Origin of the sequence: Sulfitobacter profundi (genome assembly GCF_042661425.1) — a bacterium.
GTDB lineage: Bacteria > Pseudomonadota > Alphaproteobacteria > Rhodobacterales > Rhodobacteraceae > Sulfitobacter > Sulfitobacter profundi.
The window spans coordinates 133013-157047 of sequence record NZ_JBHSWA010000003.1 but is presented as its reverse complement, the minus strand read 5'-3'; the positions used below and the strand labels follow the sequence as shown (position 1 = coordinate 157047).

Sequence of the window (24035 nt, the reverse complement as noted above, 5' to 3'; positions counted from 1 at the left end):
CATGGGAAAAGCGCGGATTGCCACGGGCGTCCTGCTTGTGACGCTGGTGACCGGGGCCATGGGCTATACCATCGCCTCGGCGGTGCTGACCTACCAGGATCTCGGCTTCGGGGCCGAGATCGACTTTGCCTATATCGCGCAGAACTACATGGCGATCCTGGATCGCCGCCCGGAGGACGCCCAACTCATCCACCTGATCATCGGCAGCTTTGCCGCTGCCGGCCTGATGCTGAGCCTTGCTCTCTCGGGGTCCGCTCTGACACGCTTTGGCCAGACCCATTGGCAGACCGCGCGCGAGATGAAGGCCAGTGGGTTCTTTGGGGCGCCAGGGACCGGGTTCATCCTCGGCAAGCTGGGGACGCCGGGCTCCCGCGCCAATTACATTTGCTCGAAGGTTTTCCCCCATGCGCTGATCGTGGCCCCCACGGGCCGCGGCAAGACCACGGGCTTTGTCATTCCGAACCTGCTGACATGGCAAGGCTCTGCCGTGACGCTCGACGTGAAGGGCGAGTGTTTCGAGGCAACGGCCCGGCACCGCGCAGCCCAGGGCGACAAGGTCTATCGCTTTGCCCCCACCGATTGGGAGGGCAAGCGCACGCATCGCTACAACCCGCTGCTGCGCATCGCCGAGCTCAAAGATCCCGCGCGCCAGCAGATGGAACTGCAGCTTCTGGCGACGCTCTTCCTGCAAAGCGACAATGACCGGGTGCAGGGCCTCCTCAAGGGCGGGATCGATCTCTTCGTGGCGGCAGGGCTCTTGGCCTTCCAGCGCAAGCGTCCGACCCTGGGCGAGATCTACCGCATCGCGGCCTCGGGCGGGAACAAGCAGAAGGAGTATTTCGCGCGGGGCCACGAGGTCGATAACAGGGCCGCCAAGTTGATCTTCACGCGGTTGGCCTCGACCAACAACGACACGCTGACCTCTTACGTCTCGCTTCTGATGACCTCGGGGCTCGACCAGTGGCAGAACCCGGCGATTGACGAGGCGACGGCGGTGTCGGACTTTGATTTCCGAACGATCCGCAAGAAACCCTTTTCGGTCTACCTCGTGGTCCAGCCGCTGATGGTGAAACCATTGGCACCACTGATCCGGCTCTTCTTCTCCGATCTCCTTTCCGCCATGCAGGACAAGGACCCCGGGCCCGACGAGCCCTGGCCAGTGATGATCATGCTCGACGAGTTCAACCGTCTCGGCAAGATGCCCATCGTGGTCGAGAGCATCGAGACCCTGCGGACCTATCGCGGCCATTTGGCCGTGGTCACCCAAACCATCCCCGCCCTCGATGAAATCTACGGCGAGAACACCCGCCGCGCCCTGCAGGGCAACGCCGGCGTGAAACTCTATCTCACGCCTTCGGATGAAAAGACAGTCGAGGAACTGAGCAAGGCGGTTGGCAAGACCACGAAGACCGTCATCACGCGATCCCAGTCCATCGGCAAAAACCCCTTTGAAGGCCGCAGCCAATCCACGCGGACCGAAGAAAGCTCGTTATTGCCTGAAGATGAGGCGCGCCGTCTGCCGCTCGACGAGATCGTCATGGTCATCGATGCCCAGATGCCGGTCCGGGCAAAGCGGATCCAATATTTTGACGATCGGCTGTTCAAGGCGATCCACGCGGCGCAGACGGGGGAGTTGCCTTTTCCGAAGCCGGGGGAGGTGGGTCGCAAGGCACGCTGCCGCTGAGTGTGCGCGCCATGCCGATGGCGCCGCCGCCGGACGGGCCAAGTGGACCCGAGGCCGATGTAGACGTAGCAGGCCAGCCTAATGATGCTGAACATTCAGGGCAATCTGATGTTGTTCCAAAGAAAACCGCGCCCGTCGTTCAAGCCGTCATCGCCGAGGAACAGCGTCAGATGGAGATGGATTTTGGCAGTCAGGTCGTGGATGCCGAAGTTGCGAGCGTCGTTGATGAGGCGCAAATGCGCTCTGCTGTCGATGGCTTGGATGAAATGGAAGCGATGCTGCGAGAGAACGGTCGTCAAAAGCTGGTTGCTCGATAGGGTGGCGGACATCGCCTGCTTGTCGGGGAGGACGGATTCCGGGCATTTGCAAAGGGTGCGAAAAGGTTCAACGCCATAAGCAGGTGCGGACATTCGGGGCTGGCCGTCGCCAATGGTTGGCGTTCGTGCGAAGACCGAATGGCAAGTGTTTTGCGAACCAGTCAATCGGCTATGTGCTCGACGGCGCTGGTCACCATATAACATCTTGAGGGAAGTTGGCCCAAACTGTATCCATATCGAGACATGGCAAACAACTTGACCGCCGAAAAAGCTCTGATCTTCAGGATTACGCACATCAACAATGTGCCGTGGATCCTCAGGCATGGGCTTCATTGTAAGAATTCCGGAGTGCAAGACCCCAATTTCGTGCGAATTGGGAACCTCGAATTAATTCAGCGTCGGACTGCACGGAATGTACCTGTTGCACCGGGCGGATCGCTATCAGATTACATTCCGTTCTATTTCACGCCATTTTCGATGATGATGTACAACATCAAGACTGGCTACGGAGGAATTCGCCAGTTCCCGAACACGGAGATTGTGATCATGGCGTCCTCACTTCGAGGGCTCGAGGATCGAGGCGTAGCAACGGTGTTTTCAGATCGCCACGCATACCTCCAGACTGCGCAATTCTTCACCTCGCTCGACGACCTCGACAAGGTCGACTGGGGCATCCTGCAGCGTAGAGACTTCAAACGCGACGTCGATGATCCCGAAAAGACGGATCGCTACCAGGCCGAGGCGCTCGTGCACAGGCACTTGCCAGTGGAGCACCTTGCAGGCATAGTCTGCCTGAGCGAGAACGAAAAAGGAACACTTGAACAGCAACGGGAGGAGGTTGGGCTCGATCTCAAGATCGTGGCGCGACCAGGCTGGTATTTCTGATGGTAACTTACACGCAAGGCAATCTTCTGGAAGCTGACGTTGACGCGGTGGTGAACACCGTGAACACGGTCGGAATCATGGGCAAAGGAATTGCCCTCATGTTCAAGGAGCAATTCCCACGAAACTTCGAAGCTTATGCGCGCGCCTGCGATGCAGGCGAAGTGCGTACTGGCAAAATGTTTGTTACCGAGAACAAGGAGCTCTTCGGGCCGCGCTGGATCATCAATTTCCCGACAAAGACCCATTGGCGAGTGAAAACTAAGATTGAATGGGTCGAGGATGGATTGAAGGACCTTGTCCGAGTAATTCGTGAGAAGGGAATTAATTCAATTGCGATCCCTCCACTTGGCTGTGGTAATGGTGGCCTTGACTGGCGCGATGTGCGTCCTCTTATCGAGTCGGCATTGGCGGAACTTGAAGGGGTTAATGCCATCGTCTACGAGCCGACTTCCAAGTATCAGAATGTCGCCAAGCGCACTGGTGTTGAGAAGCTCACCCCGGCACGCGCACTGGTGGCTGAGATGGTACGTCGGTACTCACTCCTTGGGATTGAATGCTCGATTCTTGAGGTGCAGAAATTGGGATGGTTTCTCGAGCGCGGCGTGAAACGGTTCGGGGGTTCGGACGCACTCAAGTTCAGGTTCCAAGCAAACAAGTACGGACCTTATTCGCATAACCTGACGAAGCTGCTCGACAGTCTCGATGGAAGTTATCTCCGGTGCGACAAGCGCCTTGCAGATGCCGATCCCTTGGATCTCATTTGGTTCAACGACGCAAAGTATGATCGAGTGCAAGCCTATCTGAACTCGGGTGAAGGGAAGCAGTTCTCAAGCGTACTGGAATGGGCTTCGGCCACCATCGATGGCTTTGAGTCGCCTCTCGGCATGGAACTTCTGGCGACTGTCGACTGGATGATGCAGCACGACGATATCGAACCGACTGTTGAGGGAGTGATGGAAGGTCTTAAGGACTGGGCTGGCGGGGAAGTCGCTGGACAGCGCAAATTGAAGATCTTCGATCGCCGGTTGGTCGCCATAGCTTTGGGCCAACTTCAGACATCGAACAGGCTGCCTGCCTGTTAATCTTTGAGTTCGTGGGCGGGAAGCACACATGCGGCGATGCCGCGTAGCTTCCGCAGCATCGTTACAACGCGGACATTCGTGGGAGCATCAAATCAACAAACCAATAAAGGAGAGCATTCATGGCACTTAAACCAGGACCGAAGCCGATAGCAAAATCAACCGGGACCCCAGATCAGCGACGCCGTGACAACAAAACCACACCAGGGAACACACCGTCCCTCAAACCTAGCAAATCTAGCAAGCCCCCCGCAAAAAAATGAAAGAGGGTTCTCGTTAATTCGCCCTTCTAACCTCGCAGGCCGATCACTTCCACGTAGGATGGCGGGTCTCGGGACGGAAAGGCCGGTTAATTCTGACTAAGTCTGAACCTTAACGGTCGCAGCCGTTTGGGCATAAGACCGCAAAGCGCTGAGAGCAGTCCCGCGCGTCTGGCGCAGCATCGCGCCAAACTCTGAAACGCAGGGCGGAAAGCGGCCTCATGGCGCCGCGGCATTGCAGCCGCAGCCTAACCGTGAGACCAGCCATTCAGATTGATTGCCGCTGGCAACGGATTCATGACCACCTAACGGGTATAACGTCGACTTCCTCTAAGGGCCTGCAACACAATTGCAGCGACCGCTCGGACGTAGTCGCGCTTGCACCCTACGGCAAGTCACACTGCCGCCGCCCGCGCGCCGTTCTGGCCAACCGCGGGCCAGTCAGCGCCTAACTTTACAGAGACCCGCATTGCGTGGTCTCATTGGGAAGAAAAACTAATTGATCACAGGGACGTAGCGAATGAGTGAGGCACTTCAGAAACTCTTCGAGCATGGCACGAAGTGGGTAAGGGCAGATTTCCACCTGCACACTCAAGCGGATAAGGAATTTCGTTATGACGGCGACGCTGACCGTTTCGTCGCCAGCTATGTCGAGGCGCTTGAAGCTAACGGAACACGCCTTGCCGTCATCACCAACCACAACAAATTTGACTTGGAAGAATTCAAGGCTCTGCGCAAGAGGGCGCGCAAATTCGGTATCGGTGTGCTCCCCGGCGTGGAACTATCCGTCAAGGACGGCGCAAACGGCGTTCACACACTCGTGGTATTTTCCGAAGCTTGGTTGGCCGATGGTCAGGATTACATCAACCAATTTCTTGGCGTAGCGTTTGCTGGGAAGGTTCCCGCGCAATACGAGCAGGAAAACGGACGTAGCAATGATGACCTGATCGAGACGCTCAGAAAACTGGAATCCTACAACCGCGACTTCTTCATTATCTTCGCGCATGTCGAGGCCAATAGTGGCCTGTGGAAGGAGTTAAGCGGCGGGCGAATGGGCGAACTTGCCGCTGAGCCGCTCATTCAAAAATATGCCCTTGGCTTCCAGAAGGTCCGCACCCATGACAAGCAGGATGGCGTTTGCCGCACGAAGGTCAAGCGCTGGTGGGGCGATCACTATCCAGCCGAAGTGGAAGGCTCTGATGCAAAAGAAATTTCTGAAATCGGCAAAGGTAAGAAGGTTTATCTGAAGCTTGGCGATGTTGGTTTCGATGCGGTGAAATTTGCCCTGACTGATCATGCTTTCCGCGTTGCGCCGGATATACCGTCCATAGGCCATTCCCACATCAACGCCGTTCGCTTTGAAGGCGGGTTGCTGGATGGTAGGCGTGTTACCTTCTCTCCGCATCTGAATTGTCTGATTGGCATTCAGGGCAGCGGAAAATCTTCTATCCTGGAAAGCGTGCGCTACGCACTTGATATCCCCTTTGGCGAAAAGGCACAGGACAAGGAATATAAGGATAAGCTCCTGCCCCATGTTCTGAAAAGCGGCGGCAAGGTAATTGTCGAAGCGACCGATCGGCATGGCGGTCGCTATGAGGTAAGGCGCATCTGGGGGCATTTGCCGGATGTTTATGTCGATGGCGTGCTGCGCCCCGGTGTCTCCATTAAGGAGACGATCATCGCCAAGCCGCTTTACTTCGGGCAGAAGGACCTCTCCGCTGCTGGAAAGGGCTTCGGGCACGATCTTGTCGAAAAGCTCATGGGCGATAGCCTAAAGGGTGTGCGGCAAAAGATCGAGGAACGCGCGGGCGAACTAAAGTCGGCTATAGAGAGCTTCAATTCTGTCCGCGGCGATGCGGAGGACAAGCAAGCGCTGGAAGATGAACTCAAGGATGTTGAATTCAACCTGGAGCAATTCGACAAGCATGGCATCAAGGACAAGCTTGAAAAGCAATTGGCCTATAGCGAGGACCTGACCTACTGTCAGGGTATTGACGAGACGGCTGCGGCCTGGCGCAAGACGATTGATGATGCTGCAACCCAGGCCGAAGAAGATTTCAAGCTGATAGAAGTTCATGCCTCCGATCAAAATGCTGATTTCTTCACGCGCTACGCAGCCAAGGTGGAAGAGCTAAAAGGCACGGTTGCGACAGCCAAGGCTCTTGCTGCCACCATCAAGACCAAGTCCGGCGATCTGGATGAACTGCGCCAAGAGCTTGAAGGCGTGCGCGACGGCCTAAAGGAAGAATTTGCCGAGACCGAGCGGGAACTGGTCAAAGCGTTGGACGAACAGGGCGTTACCTCGATCCAGCCGGATGCCTATATCAAGCTTACGCAGCGCAAGCAGGAGCTTGAAGCTGAAATCGCCGAGCTGGCCAAGCGGACGGGAAAGGAAAAAACAAGGCTCGAAGCCGTCTTGATCGCCATGACATCGCTGAATGATGCCTGGCACGATGAATTCAAGTTAATCGCGGCGGCGCTGAAAATCATCAACGAATCGCAAGGATCATTGAGAGTAAATGCAGCGTTCAAGGGAGACCGCAACGCCTTCACGACCCATATCGACGGGTTACTTCGAGGCAATAATCTTCGCAGGGAATATTATAATGCACTTGCAGAGGCTTACTCCGATTTTGGCGAGATTTTCAAAGACCTCGAAAAGGCTTGTGCTCACGCGAAGGGAAAAAGCGAGGACTTCAAAAAGCTCTTCATAGCAAATCTCTACGCACTCATCTCTTATCAGGTGCCTAACAGCTATGCGGTGACGTATCACGGCAAAGCACTTCTGTCGCATTCTCTTGGTCAGCGCGCCTCCGCGATGATGCTCTTCCTGCTTAGCCAGAAGGGGAATGATCTTCTGCTCATCGACCAGCCGGAAGATGATCTTGATAGCCAGACCGTCTACGAGGAGGTGGTCAAGCTGCTTCGGCGGATCAAGCCAAACCAGCAATTCATCTTCGCGACACATAACGCGAATTTTCCGGTGCTTGGCGATGCCGAGACCATCACCACATGCAGCGCCAGCGATGATGATATCGCCATATCGGTTGGCAATATCGACGATAAGTCCTGTCAGTCCAACGTCATTTCCATCATGGAGGGCGGCCCGGAGGCATTTGAGCGCCGCAAGACAATCTATCAAATCTGGAAAGCCCGTGCCGTCTGACCATATCTAAAAGAACACGAAACGCTTCACCACTCTATTCTCGGCTACATTCGCCTCCGGTTTTTGCTGCACTCGGCTGTGAGCGGCCACTTCGGAGGCCCGAATGCAGCGCTGGCACACTTGGCTTTCCCGACTACGCTGCACACCGCCATAGATGATCGGTTCGGTGTAGCCGCAGCACAGCGAAAGTGAACTCGGTGAACGGCCGGACTGGGCCGTCACCGTCGTCCAAGCCGTCCCAGTCTCGCAAGCTGCGCCAGCATTTTTGATCCCGAGTCTGCGGATCCTGTGCCGCCTCCGGAACCCGTCTGCCCCATGCCTTGCCGCGCTGGCATTTGCTGCACGCCCAAGAACTGCCGCGCCCTGAGGGCTGCGTATTCTGCGCCACTGGCCCCGCCGATGAGGTAGCGATTGTAGGCCTGCTGGCTTCCCATGGCGGCGCGGGCAAAGCTGTAGCCGCCGCCGAGACCTCCGGAGAGGGCGGGCATCATGATGTTGCCGGAGATCGCGCGGACGATGAAGGGCGTGGCGATAATGAAGCCCTTGGCCATGAGCACCATCATAAAGAAGGGTATGAGCGCGCCGATGTTGGAAGCCCCTTCCGGATCACCCAACTCGCCTATGAGAGCCGAGGCCACCCCGGTGATGGTCGCGAAGACCCCTGCGACCACGATAGGGTAGATCGCGAAGGAGATAAGCGCGGATAACCAGCGCGCGAAATAATCCTTGGTCACCTCGAAGAGGGTCAGGAAAATCATCACCGGGGCGATCCCGATCAGAAGCGCGATCATCAGTCGGGAGGCCACGAGGATGAAGGCGGCCAACCCGCCGAGGATCGAGAGCAGAAGCACACCGACGATGTCGAGCATGGCGCCAGCCATCCAGTTCAGCTCGGACCCGGCGGCATTCAGGTAATCGCCGAGCTCGGCGATCAGCCGGTCGAATTCTTCAGCGAAAGTTCCAGAAGGCCCCGGGCTGCCGCCGCCGACGGAGGCCACGAGCGCGCCCGCGATACTGTCGATCCCATAGAGAATGGCAGACGAGAAGGCGTTGAACTGCATCCAATTGGTCGCGAATATCCCGATGAGCCCGATCTTGACCGCGAGCCAGAAGGCTGTGTGCCCATCCATGGCCCGATATTGATAGATCATGTTGATGCCGACGAGGATCACCACCAGCGTTGTCCCCAAAACCAGGAGCGTGCCGACCGTTGCCGCAACCGCACCAAACTGGGTTTCGGCAGCGGTGTCGAGATAGGCTTGGGAGGTTTCAACGAAATAGGTGACGACGCTCATCGCGGGGCTGCCTTACCAGTTGCCCGCGGCGTCGCAGATGGCCTGGGCTTCCGGACGGGCGGCGTTGGCGCGGCGGTTGTAGGCGTCCGAGGCTTGCAGCAGTTTCCATCGTTCGTTGTTCGCGTAGCTCTCCCGAAACACGGCCTCGGCCGCGTCCCAAGAGGGGAACCGGGTCGCGCAGTCGCAGTTGCCGATCTCGACGACCTGCTCGAGATTCTGGGCGCGATAGATGTCCTGAACCAGAACCCGATGATAGACTTGGCGCAGGGGGATCTGCTGCATCCAGACGGGCTCGGCGGGCCGGTCAGGACAGACGTCGAAACTGCGATCGAGGGTCGGCACGAGATTGCGCTCAGCAAAGCCGGGTGCCGACGTTAGGCCCAAGACCAGCGCAATCAGTACGAGGGTACAGCCCGCCTGCCTCATGCCGTGGCTCCAGCAGGTGTGGTTTCGCGCTTCAGGAAAACGGTGTGCCCGATATTGGCGAATTCCGAAGTGCTTATCGACACCACCTCCCACCCGTCTGCGCCCTTCTCGTTCAGGCTGGCCTGCATGTCGGAGAGGCTGGTCTTGCGGGTCATGGGAAAGGACAGGATATTGTATTCAAACGTCTTCATGGGGAAGTTCCAATCTCGGTTGCGCCGGGGAGGTAGAATTCGGTGATGCCGCGTTTGCCGTCATGGCGACCGGCCTGGATGATCACATCGATGGAATTTTCGATGTACTGGATCATGTCGGCATAGGTCATCGGGATTTCGGTCTTGAGTGCCGCGATCGCGAGCCGCTGCACGGCGAGTTGCGGGGTTTCGGCATGCAGTGTGGTCATGGACCCGCCATGGCCGGTGTTGATGGCTTCCAGGAAGGTCATGGCCTCCTTGCCGCGCACCTCGCCCAGGATGATCCGGTCGGGGCGCATGCGCAGCGTGGCGGTGAGAAGCACATCGGCGGTCTGGAATTCCGCGTCGCGATTGGCGATGAGGGTCACGGCATTTGGCTGGGTCGGCAGAAGCTCGGCGGCTTCTTCGATGGTGACGATGCGTTCCTCGGCTGGTACGTGAGAGAGGATCTTGCGCGCGGCCACGGTCTTGCCGGTGGAGGTGCCGCCCGAGACGATCATGTTGAGTTTGTTCGCGACGCAGAAGGCGAGCGCATCATCGATCAAACCCGCGGCCACCACGGCGCGCAAGGCGCGCTTTTTTCGACGCGCAGGTCTTCGAGCTTGCGCTCTTTTCCGTAGAGGAAATCGAGCGCAATTCCCTCGAGTGGCAGGCTCGAGAAGAACCGCAAGCTGATCGACATGGCTGACAGCACGGCGGGCGGGGTGATGACCTGCGCGCGGATCGGGCGACCCTTATAGGTGATCGAAACCGAGACGATGGGGCGGTCCTTGCTCATCGTGGTATTGGCAGAGGACGCGATCTGGTTGCCGAGGTCCCTGACCTGAACGCTCGTCAGCCTCTGGTCCAGTGCGCGCATGAAGTGATCGCCCTGGAATTCGCCCCAACAGGTCCCGTCGGGGTTGATGCAGATCTCGATGACATCGTCGCGGGCGGCGGCGTCGATCCGGTCGAGCGAGGTTTCGAGATAGCTCAGCGACATGGGCTCAGAATATCTCCAGATCGCGGTCGACCATGACAGTAACGCGCGCGCCCTGGTCGACATAGATGACGGGGCCGATGGAGAGGTAATCGCCCATGACGCTGTCCGTGGCATCTGCCAGATCATCGCCAACGTCTTCGAGAACGTCGGCGGCAGTCTCATCCTGGACCTCGGAGGCGGCGGCACTAGGTGCCGCGGAGATCAGCGAGATCAGGGCGGCCGACCCGAAACGCTCGGCAAAGCGCGTGTCCACGAAACCGGTGACACCCGAACGGCCAAGTTCATCGCCCCCGAAGGAGCTGATCTGGATAGTTTGATTGTCAGGCAGGATGATCCGGTCCCAGGCGATGGTTACCCGGCGCTGCGCGATATCGACGCCAGCGCGGTAGCGCCCGATGAGACGGGACCCGCGGGGGATCAAGAGGCGCGCGCCATCGACGCTGTAGACATCCTCGGACACTACGGCACGGGTCTGGCCGGGTAGCGAGCTGTCGAGGGCGGTTTCCATGACGGCCTGGATCATTGTGCCCTGAATGATGGTGTTGGAAGGATTGGCGATCACCTCGGCCTGCGTCACCGTGGAGGGCAGCGCACCGTTCAGGACGAAATCCGTCACCTCGCCAAAAGTGCGTTCGGTCAGAGCCGTTTCATTCGCTCCGGAGGCACCACCAAAAGCGATGGTGGGAGAGACGATGCGCCGCTCCTGGAAGGCGCGTTCCTCCGCGGCGCGGCGCTCCAGCTCGGCCATGCGCCGGGCTTCTTCCTCACGGCGCAGTCGCTCTTGCTCACGTGCGCGCAGCTCATCCTCCGTAGGGCCCGTTGGCGCGGGTTGGGGTCGGCTGGCCTCGAGTTGGGCCAGTTCCAGATCCATGCGGAGTTGCTCAAGGCTTCGATCCCGCGCCGTCAGTTCGTCCTGAAATCGTTGCTGTGCTGCTTCCGAGGCGGCTTGTAGCGCCGCGATCTGAGCAGTCAGCGCGTCAATTGCCTCTGCGGCGGCGGTGTCTTCCTCGACAACTGGTTCAGGGGCGTTGCGCAACTCCTCGATCTGGGCCTGCAGGGCGGTGATCTGCGCCAGAAGCTCCGCGTTGGGCTCGAAGGGGTCTGGTCCAGCGAACACAACCTCGGGCTCGGGCGGGGGCAAGGTCTCGATAGCGCCAAAGCCATCCCCTTCGTTTTGGAAGACGTCCGGAGTGGCCGTCGGCAAGGCTTCCTCTTCGTCGGGCTGTGAGAGGAGATAAAGCAGGGCACCACCCGCGCCGATGACGAAGACCACGGCCAGCGCGAGAAGGGGCGACCGGCGCTGCGCCGCTATGGGCGCGCGGGCACTGCCTTTCTCAAGGGCGGCGAGGCGCCTTTCCAGCTCGGTGTTCTCGGTATCGCTCAAGAGGTGGCCTCCGCGGGCGGGATCGCCTCGATGCAGACCACCTCTTCGCCAAGTCGCAGGATCCATTGGCGGTTCACGCCGCTGACGCGGATCACGCCGTCTTCAGGAGTTTGCGTGTTGACCGTGCGCTCGCGGGCTCCCGCGTAGCGGAAGATCGCGGGCACAGGCGCGTTTCTTGGAAACGCGAAATACGTGAACGTCCCGTCATCCCAGATGCGGGTTGGCGTAAACTCGGTCCGCGCGCTGGCACCGTAGTTGTAGTTCGGCGCTTGGGCGGCGATGGCCCGGGTCGGGCGCGCATCGTCCTCCGGATAGCGGAACTGCACCACGTAGAAGGTTGGGCTGCGGACCTCCTGGACGTTGAAGTAGTAGCTGCGGCGGTTGGTATAGACTGTCACATTGGTATGCACCCCGCGCGCCACAGGCTTGATCGCGAAGGCCTGACCGCCCGGGACGCCGTCGATCTCGAAGCCCTCGGTGTCGCCCGCGATGATCGAGCGGATGCTTTCGCCCTCGCCGAACTCGATGGTGGTCACATGGGTGAGCGACACGCTGAGACGGTAGACCTGACCCTCCTGGTAGGTGGCCAAGCGCACTCGGCTGTCGTTGGGACCGCCACGCGGGATGGCTTCGGCAGAGGCGAGGCCGGGCAACAGGGCAATGACAAAAATAAGCGATCTTATAAACAACAACGTCAGTTCTCCAATCTGTCGGAGCGGATGGAATATTCGAGAACGGTGAAGCCGAATGGATTGGTCCAGACCTCATCGATGGAGCGGCGGGTCTCCGGGCGGAACTCGAAGAGAAGCGTCGCAGTGAAGAGGCCGGTCTGGGTGCCGTTAATGGACGTCAGGCGCTTGCGCAGGCGGACCGTCGCGCGGTTGGTTCCGATCCGGTTGATGCTGAGGATTTCCACGTCGAGCCGAGCATTGGGGCCATAGACCGTCGGCGGGTAATTCTCGTTGGCGCTGTTCCAGATCTGGCGCAGCCCGCTCTCGGCAGCTCCGTCCGAGCGACGCAGGACGCTGCGGATGCGCAGATCGTTGTCGAGCTGGTTATAGACCTCCCGGTCGGCCACATAGCGGAACACCTCCGCCTCAATGATCGCCTGGTTGGCGGTGACGGATGTGGCCCCAACGGACGCCTCGGGCAGGGCAAAACCAGTGGCGGGATCATAGGGGACAACGACGGGGGGCGGGTCGACATCGAGGATCGAGACAGCCGCGGCACTCAGACAGCCGATGATACCGAAGACAAGGCCCATCAGGCCAAGGCGTTGCCAGAGCCGTTCGCGGCGTAAAGCACCATAGACCAGTTCTTCCTCGATGATTTCTTGTTCAGTCGCCACCCGTCATGCCCCCACGATTAGTCTGCCCGGAGGTCCGGCAAGGTGAAATCCATGAAGCGCTGCTCTTCGGCGATGGTGGCGGCATCGATCACGCCGCCGGTGCCATCGCCCACGGTCTGGATGGCTTCGAGTTGCCACATGGCGACCAGCGCAATGGCGAGCTCCGCGGTCACGCGCGTGTTGAGATCGATGCTTTCCTTGAGTTCGTCCATGTCGTCGATGAGCCCGACAAGGCGGTCTACCCGCTCGAGCGATTGGCCGGCATCCTCATAGCTGTTCTGGGCGGCGGCTGAGACGAGCGCGCCGGTGGTGGCCTGCGTCGCCACGCGGTTGGCCCCGGGATTGCCGCTTGCGGCCATTTCCGAGAGGGTGTCTTCGTCAAAGCCGAGGTCGGCCAGCACCCGGTCCATCTGGGTTTCGATCTCGCCTGCGCCGGAGCCGGACAGGCCGGAGAAATCCCCGTCTTGATCGCCTCAATCGTGGCGAGGATGTCCCCGAACTCCTGGTCGAGTAGGCCATTGAGTTCGTCTTCCATCTCGGTGCGGATGATTTCTGGAAGCTCGGCGAGGCGGGTGAGGGCCTCGTAGGTTCTTTGCAGCTCCGCGAGTTGGTCCGTGAGCGTGGCAAGCTGTTCGCGGAGCTGCGTCAGCTGCTCGTTCTGCAGGATCTCGTCCTCGATCATCTGCCGGAGCTGCTGGATATTTTGCGTGATGTTCTGGGTGTCGACGACGGGCACGCCTTGCGCGAGGGCAGGGGATAGGGCGTCCAGATGCAGGCCAATCCCAAGCGTTGTGGCCAAGGCCGTCCTCAAGAGCAGATGTCCCATCATTCAATCTCCCTGATCGTAAAATCCATGAACGCGCCTTCGGCCATGCGGGCGCTGGCCTGGGCCAACTCCTCGGCAGAAAGGACGCGGGTGCGTGCCGCCTGAAGCCGGATGCGTGCAGCGACGAGGCGCACGAGTTCGGCGCGGGCATAGGTGTTGAGTGCGATGCTTTCCTGCACGTCTTCAGTCTCGGAAATCCGTTCGACGATGTCGGAAATGCGCAGGGCGGCTTGGCGGATCGCGGCTGGTGAGTTGCTGCCATAAAAGGCCGCCCCATGACCCGTGAGCGAGAGGTTGGCATTGGCGAGAAGCGCCGGATCGATCGTGCCAAGCGCATCGATCCCGCCGATACGGGTCAAATAGTGGTTATAGCGTTCGGGAATGACCTGAACGTAATGCTGGGTTTCGGCAAAGGGCGGCACGCCACCATATTCGAACACTCGGCCCGGCCCCGCGTTATAGGCCGCGAGCGCGTTGATGATGTTGCCATCGAAGGTGTTGAGCTGGGTCGCGAGATACCGCGCGCCGCCATGCACCTGCAGGTAAGGGCTGTCGTAGTATTCCGGGTTGATACCAAGATCGCTGGCGGTGCCGGGCATGATCTGGGTGAGGCCAAAGGCCCCGACCGGCGAACGCGCGCCGATGGTGAAGCGGCTTTCCTGCCAGATCAGCGCTTGTAGCAACGCGCGCCACTGGACGGGCGAGAGCCCTGCGCGGCCAACACCCGCAAAGCCGCTGGTTTCCTGGGCGACGCGGATGATGAGCTGCTCGATGTTCTCGGCGGCGTCGCCGAACATCTGCGCACCGCCGGGATTGGGGTCGATGTCGGCATTGCCATAGACCGCCTCGACTGACCGGGCCGGATCCCCGCTGCCGCTTTCCAGCCCCGAGACCATAGCCGGTAAGCCCTGACCGCCGAAGCTGGTATGGGCATCAAGGATGCGTTGCAGGGTTTCCAGCTGCTCCCGGTCGATCTCGGCAATGAGTTCGCGCACGGCAAGCTTGTCCGCCTGAACGGCCAAGTCAGCCTCGCGGTCGCCGGTCTCGACGATGTCTCGCGCGGTCAGCCCACTGTCGTTGGTCGGCACGCCTTGGGCGAAGCCGAGACCGGGCAGCAGGCAAAACGCGAGGATATGAGGCAGGCTAGACTTCAATGTCGCCCTCCGGGGTGCCAAGGGGCGTGAAGTCACAATCAGGCGCGACGGGTGCCGTGGACGCAAGGAAGGTGAAGCAATTCGCCTGCGGCTCCCGGTACTGGGTGCAGGAGGCCAGTGCGCCGAGCGCGGTGAGAAGAAACAGGGTACGGATCATGAAAGCCTCCAGAAGTCCGAGCGGTCGCGGTAATCGGCGCCGACAAGCGCTTCGCCCTTTTCCATGCCGCCAAGGATGGTGAGATTGGGCCCAAGGGCGCTCAGATCGGCATCGACGACAATGGAGCCCTGATCGTCGCGGATCAGTGCGAGGCGGCTGTTGCTGCCCGTGTTGAGAAGGACGTCGAGTTCCTTCTCCGTGAGGTTCAGCATGGCGTAATCCGCAGGCTGCGCGCGGATATTGGGCAGCAGGATCTGTGTCGGAACGGCTTCGACGATGGTCTTGCCGGTCCGGGTGCGCTCGAGCTGGCTGGCGTATTGCGTCATCATCACGGCGACGGTGTTCTGCTTGCGCGCGGTCACCAGCCAGTTCGACAGCCGTTCGGCGAAATACGCGTTATCGAGGGCCTTCCAGGCCTCGTCGATCACGATGATGGTGGGGTGGCGATCCTCGATCTCACGTTCGACCCGGCGGAAAAGATAGGAGAGAACCGCCATCCGCTCCTTGTCGGCCTCGCTGTCGAGAATGCCGGTCAGATCGAAGCCCACCACATCGCCTTTGAGCGAGAACGTGTCCTCAAGGCTCTGCCCGAAGATCCAGCCATAGCGGCCGTCTTCGGTCCACTCGAGCAGGCGCTGGTGCAGATCGCCGCCATCATCGGTGGACACAAAAAGCGACGCAAAATCCCGCCAGTTCCGCAGGGCCGGATTGGTGGCCTGGGCATTCTGGCGCACGACCTCCTGGATGCGATTGGTCTGCGCCGGGGTCAGGGGCTTGTCAGCGCGGTAGAGCAAGGTGGCAAGCCAGTCCGAGAGCCAGGCGGTGCCGCGGGCATCGGTCTCTGTCCAGAGCGGGTTGAGGCCCGTGGGCTGACCGGCGTTCAGGGACGCGTAGCGCCCGCCATTGGCGCGGACCGCCATCTCCATACCAAGACGGTAATCGAAGACGAAGACCCGGGCGCCCGCGCGACGGGCCTGGGTCATCAAGAAGGCCGAAAGCACAGACTTACCTGACCCGGGCCGCCCCATGATCAGGGTATGGCCGCTGGTGGGTTCTTTATCGGGCGAGCCTTGCTCGTGATAGGAAAACCGGTAGGCGCTCTGCTCCGGCGTGGGCAAATATGTGACGACCCGGCCCCAGGGGGTAAGTGCTGCAGGTTTGCCGAGCTGTGTCCGGTGGAAGGCCGCAAAATCCGCGAAGTTGCGGTTGGTGACGGCGCTGGCGCGGACGCGCTTTGACTGGTTGCCGGGGTGCTGGCTGAGGTAATGCGCCTTGGCCGCGACCCGCTCGCCAATCATCTTCACGCCTTCGGTTGCGGCGGCGTTCACGATTTCGGCGCTGAGCGTCTGCAGCTCTTCGAGCGTGTCGCAAAAGAGCGTCACGACCATGTGATGCTCGCCGAAGCTTTGGCGCTTGGCCTCGAGATCATCGGCGGCGATGTCGAGGGCTTCCAGGAGCGACAGGGCTGCGTCCTGGCTGGCCTGCATCTGGCGCTTTTGCCGCTTGATGCGGCCCGCCATGAGGTTCGAATTGATCGGCGTGAAGGAGTGCGTCACGATCATGTCGACCGGCAGGTTCAGCATGTCGAACATGGTGCAGGAGGTGCCTTCCGAGTATTCTCCGATGGTGAAGCTCTTGCCGTAGCGATGGCCCACGACGCCTTCGGAAAGCTCGAAATGGTCTCCGTGAAACGTCACGCGGGTATTGGCGACGTTGACGGACAAAAAGCCGTAGGTGTTTGCAGGGTAGAGCGGCAGCTCGGTGCCTGTGTTCAGCGCGCCCAGAAACCCCACCAACTCCCCCGATGCAGCCGACAGGAGGCGCGGTTTGAGTTCTGCGAGGCCGGACAGGAAGACGTTCACGGCCTCACCGAGGCGCTGGAGACGCTTGCGGGTCTCTTCCTTCAGCCGGTCCGGCGCGCTGCGGCCGAGATGCGGCAGGAGGCTTTTCGGGGGCGGGCGGTGAATGACGGTGAGCGTCAGGGTCTTGTCGCGCAGCTCGCTGGTCTCGAATTTCGCGCGCCAGCGCCGGTCCACCTCGCCCGCGAAGCTGTCCTCACGGATGGGGTCGAGATCAGGTTTGATGGCCTTGGAGACCTTGTGGACGTAATAGCTGAATTCTGGCCCGAGTTGCGCGACGATGCGAGCAAAAAGCGCCGTCACCTTGTCGAGATAGGCATCGTCCGTCGTGTAGCTGTTGATCCCCTCAAGGCGAATGCAGCGGAAGAGTTCGTTCACCCGGGTCCGCACGGTCTGGTCGTCGACGAGGCTCACATAGGGCAGCATATGCGCAAGCCGGGTCTCGCGCGCATACCAGTCTGGCGTCATTGTGCGGGCATCGAGCGCAGCATCACGGGCGTCATCACGGGGCATAGCTGTCCCCGCCATGGATGGACCTGTTGCGCGTGGGCGGTGTCTCCTGCAGGGCTGTCATCATCACGTCGATGAAACGCGGGTCCCAATCTGCGGCCTTCCAAAGCACCGGGTAGAGAAGGGCCGCGACAGCCAGTACCGCGATGTGCTGGACCCAGACGAACAAGAGCACCGAACCGAAGAGCCAGACCATCGCATACATGATGGGCAGGCCCAGAAGCTTGGGCGGGCGCACGAGGCCGAGGAAGAGAGGCGCGCGCTCAGCCACCGGCGAAGACCGCGGCAACGATGGTGGGGGCAGCCGCAACACCGGCGATCCCGACGAGGACCCAGAGCGCCTGGCGCAGATCGATGATGTTGAAGAACCAGCTCAAGAAAACGCCGAGGACCGCTAGTGTGGCGATGACCACACCAAGAGGTCCGGTCAGCGCATCGACAATGCCCTGCAACAAGCTTTGGATCGGGGAGAGGTCGATGCTCTGTGCTAGGGCGGGCTCGGCAATCACCAGAAATAGCGCCAGCGAGGCGACAAAGAGGTTTGAAAACCAACTTGTTTGGAAAAAGTTGTATCGCCAATGCACTGCCGCGCTGCGTGCTCTCGTGACATTGCCGATAAGTGTTTTGAGGAATGATTTCCAAAAAGGTTGGGACATCATGAATTTGATCCTTCCAATCGGGCGGCCACCGCCATCACGCGGGCCACATGGTTCTGGGTTTCTCGGTAGGGGGAATGCCGCCATATTGGCGCACGGCGTCGGGTCCGGCGTTGTAAGCGGCCAGCGCCAGGCGCGGATCGCCGAACGTCTCGAGCATCATCGCGAGGTAGCGGGCGGAACCGTCGAGGTTCTGCATCGGGTCCTCCGGATTGACGTCGAGATCACGCGCGGTTGCTGGCATCAGTTGACCCAGACCAATGGCGCCCGCGGTTGAGATCGCATCCTGCCGGTAGGCGCTCTCAACCTCGATGTTGGCCCGGTAGAGAGCCAGCCAATCCCTCACGGAGAGCTCCGCGCGGCGCAAACCAGGATGATTGGCATAGCGCAGGGCCGTTGCCTCGATGCCTAAGAGAACGTCCGCGCGGGGCAGGGGTGCTGGCTGGGCGAGTGCCGCAAGCTGCAGCGCGTCAGGTTTGGGCGCTGCTTCCGTCTCACCAAGAATGGCCAAACCATCGGACGCCGATCCCTGACCAACGCCGTCATTGTAGTTCCGGGCAAAACCGCTCTGAGACCGCGACGGGGTCAGAGAGCCGTCGCCCTCCATGACCAGAACGATTTGCGCTGAGGCTGGCGCGGCGACCAGCCAGAGACAGACGAACTTAGTTGCCAGCGCCCTTGTCTGATGGGGCTTTGTCTGGCGGGGCGAGTTTATGCGTACGGCTTGTACCCGCCTCAAGGGGCAGGTCGACATGCGCAAAGCCAAGGCCAATGAAGAATGACACCACGCCAGAGATCGTTTTGAACTCACGGATCTTGATATCGTTGTAGGTCGTCCGCGTGCGGGCGGTGACGAGGAGCTTTTCCACCCCGTCATCAGAGGCAACACGCATGATCCAGACCCCGTAATAGCTGGGGCCTTTCTTGTGTGCCGACTCCTGGCACAGGATTTCTGCGCTATAGCCGCTTTCCACGAGCTCGCGGAACCTAGCTTCCGTAACCACATTTGGTGCTTCTATGTCCCAGTTCATGGCCCGGCTCACGCTTTCTCTAAAGACGCAACACCCGGGCACTCCTACTTGATGCCTAGGGTTACGATAGTATACTGATGACCGCAATAGTATATTATAATTTTCGCGGTATACGTTGATCTGATACCTTTAGGCACGTAACATGCACTCGTTCAAGGATTTAAGCGGCTTTTGCTACCTTCGGTTGCGCATCCTACCTTTGATGCGCACATTCGTTCTGCTGTCGCTCGTCGGTTGTCCGGCGCTCGCCGGTCCATGCATCCCCCGCCTCGGCCATTTGTTCCAAGAGATCCGAAGGTTGCCACGGAATTTATGGACATCCTCCGTCATGACTTCGAACTCTACTTCCGTGACGTACAGGTTATTTTCGCTGCCTCGACGAGGAGCGTGCTCGCGCCTTCGAGGAAGCGCGCGAAGTCAGCGAGGAATATGGGCGCTTCTTGGGCTCGCTTCACCGATAACTTCGGGGCGAAACTTTTGGTCCGAGTCGCGCGGGTTCCGAATTCGATAACTGGACTACGAGCGAAATTCAGCCGAGACCCGTTCGAGCCCCGTCGTCAGCGGCTTAGGGGTCGGGTTTCAACAAGCGAGCCACGCTTCGGCCGGCCGACACAATGTAGGGCGGCATGGACAGCGAATAGTGGCCGCAATTTAGTTCCAATATGCTGGGCTCGGCTCCGGCGTCCTTAAGCCCTTGTATCAGCCGTTCAGAAAGCTCCGGCAGCACCACCTTGTCTCGTTTGGCCAATACCACATTTAATTCGAGATTGTCCCGCGCAAGATGATGCGCATGGTTCACCAAGTTTAGTGGTCCCCAAGCCCTTCTGAGGTCCCCCAATTCGATCACGGGTTGAAGGCTCTCGCAAATCGTTCGCGTTGCGCGCCCGGTCCACACCATGTCAGCAAGACTTCCGGCCGTCAGGAATAGCGCAGCTTTTGAAACAGTTTTGTCATGGGCGGCAATCAACCCGGCAACCCAGGAACCCAGACTCATTCCGAGTACAGAAATCTCTTTATAACCTTGCCCCTTCAGCCATCTAATGAGCTTTCGGCCATCCCATACCGCCTGTCTCACGGATTGAACCGTCCGTCCGAGATTCGGGCTTAGCATGTAGTCGGCATAAACGGCGCCGGGACGGCTACGTTCGAAGTGATACGGCAGTGCTATCTCGACAACCGTAATCCCGCGCCGGGCGAAAAAGTTGGCGATCTGTTGATACCGCGCGCTTGCATTCCAATGGTGAAACACAATCAATGCTTGGTCGAATGACCTGCTTTCTGTTACTTTCGCCCAGACGACATTGTTCTCTGCGACGTCAGTAGAAATTCCTGAAGGAAACTTGACCCACTCTCCTTCGCGTTCGACGACCAAGTCGTTGTTATCTGGTTCATCGAAATAGGTTGGGTCCTCAACAGCCTGTTCTGCAAGTTTACAAAAGGCCTCGATACCTGCCGGACGCCCGGAGCCAGGGAAGGCAAGTTCAGTGTCCAGAGCGAAGTCGGTCGGCCTCTTTACTTCGTCCCCGCGCTCTGCTCGTCGCTCATCCCAATGGTCAAGCCAGCTATGATACACTTTGTTTGTCTCCTTGGTTAGTCGCCCGCCAGGTATCGATGCTTGGATAAATCAGGCCGTAGATTGCAGACAGCAGCCCGATGCACAGCAAGATCGAGAAACCGGCGACCGCACCGATCAGCACGTAGACGATGACCAGCAGGGCGACGCGCGCCAACATGATTCTAAATTCTCTCTGATTTCGACCATGTCCAATGTGCCCTTGCTGACGCAAGGCGGCGTGGACTCGAATGAGCCCATAGAGAAACACAGTGCAGGTCGCCAATACGATCAGCAGGCTGCTATAGTTTGTCGGCATGCTGTATTCGAGCCAGTCGCTTGCCTTCTCATGATTTCCCAAGACTGACAGGAAATCGTTAGCCAACCAACCCGTTATGGTCGATTCACTTGATAGCATAAAAGTGCTTTGGAGCTTCATGCATATGGCAATCAAGAGTCCTAAAATACAGCACCGAAAAATCCCACGCATGATTTTGAGACCGACTTGATTAGGCTGACATTGATATTCTCCATCTACCCACGATTCAGACTTTCGTCCAAGTTCCCAAGAATCGTGCGCTATTGTGAAGAGCAAAATGAGTCCTGCAAAGAAGAGAAAAAATACCACACCCATGTAGAGATAGGCGAACCCGGTGAACGCGACCGCCTCCGGTATTGAAATGACGTGCGGGCGCTCAATCGCCATCCGAGCCCATTCCACCGGGTAGTTGCCGGTATCGCGGGTCAGTAATGGGCCTAAACACCTATCGATCCACTGAAGAACCGTAGCTATAGGTAAACAAACAAGAAAGGCCGCCCAATACGTCACCGAAAAGGTCGCGACTTTTCGCACCCACATGTCGTCATTCGCGATTCCTTCACCTTCAGGACTTAACAGTGACCGCCTTGTACCCCTCCAAAAGACCACTAAGTCCCGCACGAATACGAAGTATAGCGGCATGAGCACCATGAAGAGGAGTGTCCAGTTCGGTGCCCATAAGTACCCAACCTGCTTAATCACACCATTCGCCTGCGGAAAAACAATGCTGTGAATGCCCAAAAAGTAAGAGGAAAATCCAAGGGCCACTGCCCCTGCGAACACCGACGCCGACAAATCCAAAGGGGATCCCCGGTTGAACACGGCCTCCGATGTTCTCGCCAAGCTAAATCCCCGCCTCGGCGAGATAACCTCACCTTTGTGCGCCAGCGGTGACGGAACCACGGTATCAACATCGATTGCCGCGTTCTGAACCGTATCTGGAGGACTATGCGCATCGTGGCCGTCTGGCCCCGCACGCAGCGCTCGCCTCCTGGCTACCAATCGTGTCCGGGCCGCACTTAGCTCCGTCTGCCATTCACTGGTCGCCTTCGGATCATCACACCCAAACACCCTTGCTAGCCATCGAATGTTCTCGGTGCTGATTCCTTTCTCGTTGTCTTGGTACCAAAGCTGCACCGTTCGCAGCTCGATCCCGGACCGGTTGGCTTCGATCTGAGTAATTGCGGTGGCAAGTAGCTCGGCTGTCCACGGCCCCAAGGGTATCCCATCTTTGTCAATAGGCCGACCCGCTCCCGCTGCGCTCAACCGTCTGAACAACTCCTTGAAGTCACTTCCGTCATCCAACGGAGGAACGAAGTATTTTCCATTTTTTATCAAGGACGTACCGTTGTTCGTTTCGTTCTATTTCGCTGGCGTTCGCTTCGTATCGTGATTTCGCGGCTCACGACAGTGCAACTACAGGCAGTGTGATTCGATCGCCATCTACTGGGCCAGAGAATGTCTGACGTGATCGAAATCCTGCTTGGTGGTTGGAAACTGGAATGAAGAAAGCGGTGAGACTGTTGAAAGAAGAAGCAGAGCCCATAGCCCGATTGTTTGGAAATGATCGGGAGCGCACGGTTGGATGGGTATACCTGTGGGATTCCTCTGAGTTGTCGGTGCTCTGGCTGGACGAGCAGGTACCTGCCGGTTCTATCGAGCCGCCGCTTCATCCCGAAGTGCTGGCAGAGGCAAAATCGTCGACACCAGTGAAAGTGATCGAGTACCTCGAAGCGCTTTCGAGTGGCGGCGAGCATACCCAAATTAGCAGGCCTTAATAGTCATCGGAGCAGGTCTTTCAAAAATATACTATTGGCGCAATGAATATAAAATATCTAGAGAGACCGTCAACCTGCCAAAACTGTAGGAGAGTATTCATGCCCAAAGCGCTTACTCGTTTCGTCGTCCTTGTCGCTCTTGGCTCCACGTCTTTCTTCGGAACGGCCGAGCGGGTTAGGGCGCAAACCTATCCGATCGATTGCGCGATTCTCCTCTGTCTTTCAGGGGTTGGCCCGCATCAGTGCCATGCTCACGCGCCCGCGCGGAATTCATTCGAAGAATAACCCCTGGCCAGTAGAGCCTCCATTGCAGATATGGCGTTGTCCGATGAGAGCATCCCATGAACTCAATGGCACTGGTAAAAATGGCGGCCGTATCTTCGACATTCTGTTCGATAGACCGCGTCATCCGCTGCTCCAGACGATTACCGTTGCCCGATCTCAGGAAGTCGGCCTGTCATCGACGGGCGTGTTCCCGGCGGAAAGGGTTGAAACGGGTGATAAGAGCAGTGACTTTTCTATTACGCTTGGTCAAGAACGCGCCGACATCGACATCAGCGGTCCGGAGTTTAACTTCGTGCGCTCGATACGAATCTTTGATGTGCGGAACGCTCGACAATATGAGGCAGGTAGCGAGGGGGACTGCGAGCGGAGCGCGGTCGTTGTACTTGGAACTTATGGCGTTCAAGGAGACTTCTCTTGGCAGCGTTCATCGATCGGAACCTTGCCGAAAGATCATGTGGGGCTGGAGAGGTGGGGCGATAATTGTCCGAGCATCCGCCACCGTTCGGTATTCGTCGAGTGGCGGGATTACGAGGGCAAATATGGCTACGAGCAGGTCAACTACTGAGCCCAGTCGGGAAAAAGCCATTTGTTTTAGATAGGAACTCACGCCGAAGGGCAATTTTCTGAGTGATGTGTATCGGTAGACCTACATCACGCCTTCACGCTCCAAGCGCTTGCGCGCCGCTTTGCGAGCCCGGCGGATTGCTTCCGCTTGTTGACGAGCTTTCTTCTCAGAAGGCTTCTCGAAGTGCTGCTTGAGCTTCATTTCGCGGAAAACGCCTTCGCGTTGAAGCTTTTTCTTTAAAACCCGAAGAGCCTGATCGACATTATTATCGCGGACACTGACCTGCATATGGATAACACCATTATTCATGAACGAGAAATTACTAG

21 protein-coding genes and 4 pseudogenes are annotated in these 24035 nt (G+C 58.7%); 6 read left to right on the top strand and 19 right to left on the bottom strand.

Annotated elements, in window-relative coordinates:
* Position 1: 1 nt before the first annotated feature.
* Complete coding sequence (locus ACFQAU_RS19100; protein WP_386284437.1) at positions 2 to 1684, top strand: type IV secretory system conjugative DNA transfer family protein; 1683 nt, start codon at positions 2 to 4, stop codon at positions 1682 to 1684.
* A gap of 95 nt (positions 1685 to 1779) precedes the next feature.
* Here ACFQAU_RS19100 and ACFQAU_RS19095 read toward each other — a convergent pair whose 3' ends face one another.
* Positions 1780 to 2325 (bottom strand): hypothetical protein, encoded by a 546-nt coding sequence (locus ACFQAU_RS19095; RefSeq protein ID WP_386284789.1) that lies wholly within the window; start codon positions 2323 to 2325, stop codon positions 1780 to 1782.
* On the opposite strand from ACFQAU_RS19095, the gene darT reads away from it, so the two are divergent.
* The 3 genes from darT (at position 2245) to ACFQAU_RS19080 (ending at position 7391) form a co-directional block, all read left to right on the top strand.
* The gene (gene darT / locus ACFQAU_RS19090; RefSeq protein WP_092838803.1) at positions 2245 to 2886 is read left to right on the top strand and encodes a type II toxin-antitoxin system toxin DNA ADP-ribosyl transferase DarT; all 642 of its coding nucleotides are present in this window, start codon (positions 2245 to 2247) and stop codon (positions 2884 to 2886) included. The genes ACFQAU_RS19095 and darT overlap by 81 nt on opposite strands.
* Complete coding sequence (gene darG, locus ACFQAU_RS19085; RefSeq protein ID WP_120352483.1) at positions 2886 to 3968, top strand: type II toxin-antitoxin system antitoxin DNA ADP-ribosyl glycohydrolase DarG; 1083 nt, start codon at positions 2886 to 2888, stop codon at positions 3966 to 3968. The genes darT and darG overlap by 1 nt, the downstream gene beginning before the upstream one ends.
* Before the next feature lie 777 nt (positions 3969 to 4745).
* Positions 4746 to 7391, top strand: a complete 2646-nt coding sequence (locus ACFQAU_RS19080; protein WP_165935602.1) for a TrlF family AAA-like ATPase — start codon at positions 4746 to 4748, stop codon at positions 7389 to 7391.
* Between the two features lie 218 nt (positions 7392 to 7609).
* Here the strand turns inward: ACFQAU_RS19080 and ACFQAU_RS19075 are convergent, their stop codons facing one another.
* The 17 genes and pseudogenes from ACFQAU_RS19075 to ACFQAU_RS18995 form a co-directional block, all read right to left on the bottom strand.
* Positions 7610 to 8686: a TrbL/VirB6 family protein gene (locus ACFQAU_RS19075; protein ID WP_120352484.1), complete on the bottom strand. Its 1077-nt coding sequence runs from the start codon at positions 8684 to 8686 to the stop codon at positions 7610 to 7612.
* Between the two features lie 12 nt (positions 8687 to 8698).
* Positions 8699 to 9112, bottom strand: a complete 414-nt coding sequence (locus tag ACFQAU_RS19070; protein ID WP_132446215.1) for a hypothetical protein — start codon at positions 9110 to 9112, stop codon at positions 8699 to 8701.
* On the bottom strand, positions 9109 to 9303 hold the full coding sequence (locus ACFQAU_RS19065; RefSeq protein ID WP_012187154.1) for a DUF4177 domain-containing protein: 195 nt from the start codon (positions 9301 to 9303) through the stop codon (positions 9109 to 9111). Before ACFQAU_RS19065 ends, ACFQAU_RS19070 begins: the two co-directional genes overlap by 4 nt.
* A pseudogene (locus tag ACFQAU_RS19060) lies at positions 9300 to 10285 on the bottom strand (ATPase, T2SS/T4P/T4SS family). The gene ACFQAU_RS19065 and the pseudogene ACFQAU_RS19060 overlap by 4 nt, the downstream one beginning before the upstream one ends.
* A gap of 4 nt (positions 10286 to 10289) precedes the next feature.
* The gene (locus ACFQAU_RS19055) at positions 10290 to 11669 is read right to left on the bottom strand and encodes a TraB/TrbI/VirB10 family type IV secretion system protein (RefSeq protein ID WP_120352487.1); all 1380 of its coding nucleotides are present in this window, start codon (positions 11667 to 11669) and stop codon (positions 10290 to 10292) included.
* Positions 11666 to 12361, bottom strand: coding sequence for a TrbG/VirB9 family P-type conjugative transfer protein (locus tag ACFQAU_RS19050; protein WP_120352488.1), 696 nt, complete (start codon positions 12359 to 12361; stop codon positions 11666 to 11668). The genes ACFQAU_RS19055 and ACFQAU_RS19050 overlap by 4 nt, the downstream gene beginning before the upstream one ends.
* A gap of 2 nt (positions 12362 to 12363) precedes the next feature.
* A complete protein-coding gene (locus tag ACFQAU_RS19045; RefSeq protein WP_120352489.1) occupies positions 12364 to 13017 on the bottom strand; it encodes a VirB8 family type IV secretion system protein in 654 nt (217 codons plus the stop codon).
* 17 nt (positions 13018 to 13034) lie between these two features.
* A pseudogene (locus ACFQAU_RS19040) lies at positions 13035 to 13843 on the bottom strand (type IV secretion system protein).
* Positions 13843 to 14997: a lytic transglycosylase domain-containing protein gene (locus ACFQAU_RS19035; RefSeq protein ID WP_240791657.1), complete on the bottom strand. Its 1155-nt coding sequence runs from the start codon at positions 14995 to 14997 to the stop codon at positions 13843 to 13845. Before ACFQAU_RS19035 ends, ACFQAU_RS19040 begins: the two are co-directional and overlap by 1 nt.
* Complete coding sequence (locus ACFQAU_RS19030; protein ID WP_162931912.1) at positions 14987 to 15154, bottom strand: hypothetical protein; 168 nt, start codon at positions 15152 to 15154, stop codon at positions 14987 to 14989. The genes ACFQAU_RS19035 and ACFQAU_RS19030 overlap by 11 nt, the downstream gene beginning before the upstream one ends.
* A complete protein-coding gene (locus ACFQAU_RS19025; protein ID WP_132446211.1) occupies positions 15151 to 17526 on the bottom strand; it encodes a VirB4 family type IV secretion/conjugal transfer ATPase in 2376 nt (791 codons plus the stop codon). The genes ACFQAU_RS19030 and ACFQAU_RS19025 overlap by 4 nt, the downstream gene beginning before the upstream one ends.
* Complete coding sequence (locus ACFQAU_RS19020) at positions 17516 to 17794, bottom strand: VirB3 family type IV secretion system protein (protein WP_025042451.1); 279 nt, start codon at positions 17792 to 17794, stop codon at positions 17516 to 17518. Before ACFQAU_RS19020 ends, ACFQAU_RS19025 begins: the two co-directional genes overlap by 11 nt.
* Entirely contained in the window at positions 17787 to 18107 is a 321-nt protein-coding gene (locus ACFQAU_RS19015) for a TrbC/VirB2 family protein (protein WP_120352542.1), read from the bottom strand. The genes ACFQAU_RS19020 and ACFQAU_RS19015 overlap by 8 nt, the downstream gene beginning before the upstream one ends.
* 71 nt (positions 18108 to 18178) lie before the next feature.
* Positions 18179 to 18798: pseudogene (locus tag ACFQAU_RS19010) on the bottom strand (lytic transglycosylase domain-containing protein).
* Positions 18799 to 18841: 43 nt separating this feature from the next.
* On the bottom strand, positions 18842 to 19210 hold the full coding sequence (locus ACFQAU_RS19005; protein WP_120352491.1) for a hypothetical protein: 369 nt from the start codon (positions 19208 to 19210) through the stop codon (positions 18842 to 18844).
* Positions 19211 to 19775: 565 nt separating this feature from the next.
* Complete coding sequence (locus tag ACFQAU_RS19000; RefSeq protein WP_120352492.1) at positions 19776 to 20783, bottom strand: alpha/beta hydrolase family protein; 1008 nt, start codon at positions 20781 to 20783, stop codon at positions 19776 to 19778.
* Positions 20773 to 22359, bottom strand: coding sequence for an RcgA family putative transporter (locus tag ACFQAU_RS18995; RefSeq protein ID WP_386284417.1), 1587 nt, complete (start codon positions 22357 to 22359; stop codon positions 20773 to 20775). The genes ACFQAU_RS19000 and ACFQAU_RS18995 overlap by 11 nt, the downstream gene beginning before the upstream one ends.
* A gap of 224 nt (positions 22360 to 22583) precedes the next feature.
* Here ACFQAU_RS18995 and ACFQAU_RS18990 point away from each other — a divergent pair, with 224 nt between their 5' ends.
* Entirely contained in the window at positions 22584 to 22859 is a 276-nt protein-coding gene (locus ACFQAU_RS18990) for a hypothetical protein (RefSeq protein ID WP_132446209.1), read from the top strand.
* 99 nt (positions 22860 to 22958) lie between these two features.
* A pseudogene (locus ACFQAU_RS18985) lies at positions 22959 to 23709 on the top strand (hypothetical protein).
* Between the two features lie 81 nt (positions 23710 to 23790).
* On the opposite strand, the gene rpsU reads toward ACFQAU_RS18985, so the two are convergent.
* Positions 23791 to 23997 (bottom strand): 30S ribosomal protein S21, encoded by a 207-nt coding sequence (rpsU, locus tag ACFQAU_RS18980; RefSeq protein WP_120352546.1) that lies wholly within the window; start codon positions 23995 to 23997, stop codon positions 23791 to 23793.
* Between the last annotated feature and the right edge of the window lie 38 nt (positions 23998 to 24035).

Bases quoted from the DNA above. Each gene is read 5' to 3' on its own strand.
- ACFQAU_RS19100 (WP_386284437.1), top strand. From the start codon at position 2: ATGGGAAAAGCGCGGATTGCCACGGGCGTCCTGCTTGTGACGCTGGTG.
- darG (WP_120352483.1), top strand. From the start codon at position 2,886: ATGGTAACTTACACGCAAGGCAATCTTCTGGAAGCTGACGTTGACGCG.
- ACFQAU_RS19075 (WP_120352484.1), bottom strand. From the start codon at position 8,686: ATGAGCGTCGTCACCTATTTCGTTGAAACCTCCCAAGCCTATCTCGAC.
- ACFQAU_RS18990 (WP_132446209.1), top strand. From the start codon at position 22,584: ATGAAGAAAGCGGTGAGACTGTTGAAAGAAGAAGCAGAGCCCATAGCC.
- rpsU (WP_120352546.1), bottom strand. From the start codon at position 23,997: ATGCAGGTCAGTGTCCGCGATAATAATGTCGATCAGGCTCTTCGGGTT.
- ACFQAU_RS19080 (WP_165935602.1), top strand. From the start codon at position 4,746: ATGAGTGAGGCACTTCAGAAACTCTTCGAGCATGGCACGAAGTGGGTA.
- darT (WP_092838803.1), top strand. From the start codon at position 2,245: ATGGCAAACAACTTGACCGCCGAAAAAGCTCTGATCTTCAGGATTACG.
- ACFQAU_RS19030 (WP_162931912.1), bottom strand. From the start codon at position 15,154: ATGATCCGTACCCTGTTTCTTCTCACCGCGCTCGGCGCACTGGCCTCC.
- ACFQAU_RS19065 (WP_012187154.1), bottom strand. From the start codon at position 9,303: ATGAAGACGTTTGAATACAATATCCTGTCCTTTCCCATGACCCGCAAG.
- ACFQAU_RS19095 (WP_386284789.1), bottom strand. From the start codon at position 2,325: ATGCCTGAGGATCCACGGCACATTGTTGATGTGCGTAATCCTGAAGAT.
- ACFQAU_RS19025 (WP_132446211.1), bottom strand. From the start codon at position 17,526: ATGCCCCGTGATGACGCCCGTGATGCTGCGCTCGATGCCCGCACAATG.
- ACFQAU_RS19070 (WP_132446215.1), bottom strand. From the start codon at position 9,112: ATGAGGCAGGCGGGCTGTACCCTCGTACTGATTGCGCTGGTCTTGGGC.
- ACFQAU_RS19005 (WP_120352491.1), bottom strand. From the start codon at position 19,210: ATGAACTGGGACATAGAAGCACCAAATGTGGTTACGGAAGCTAGGTTC.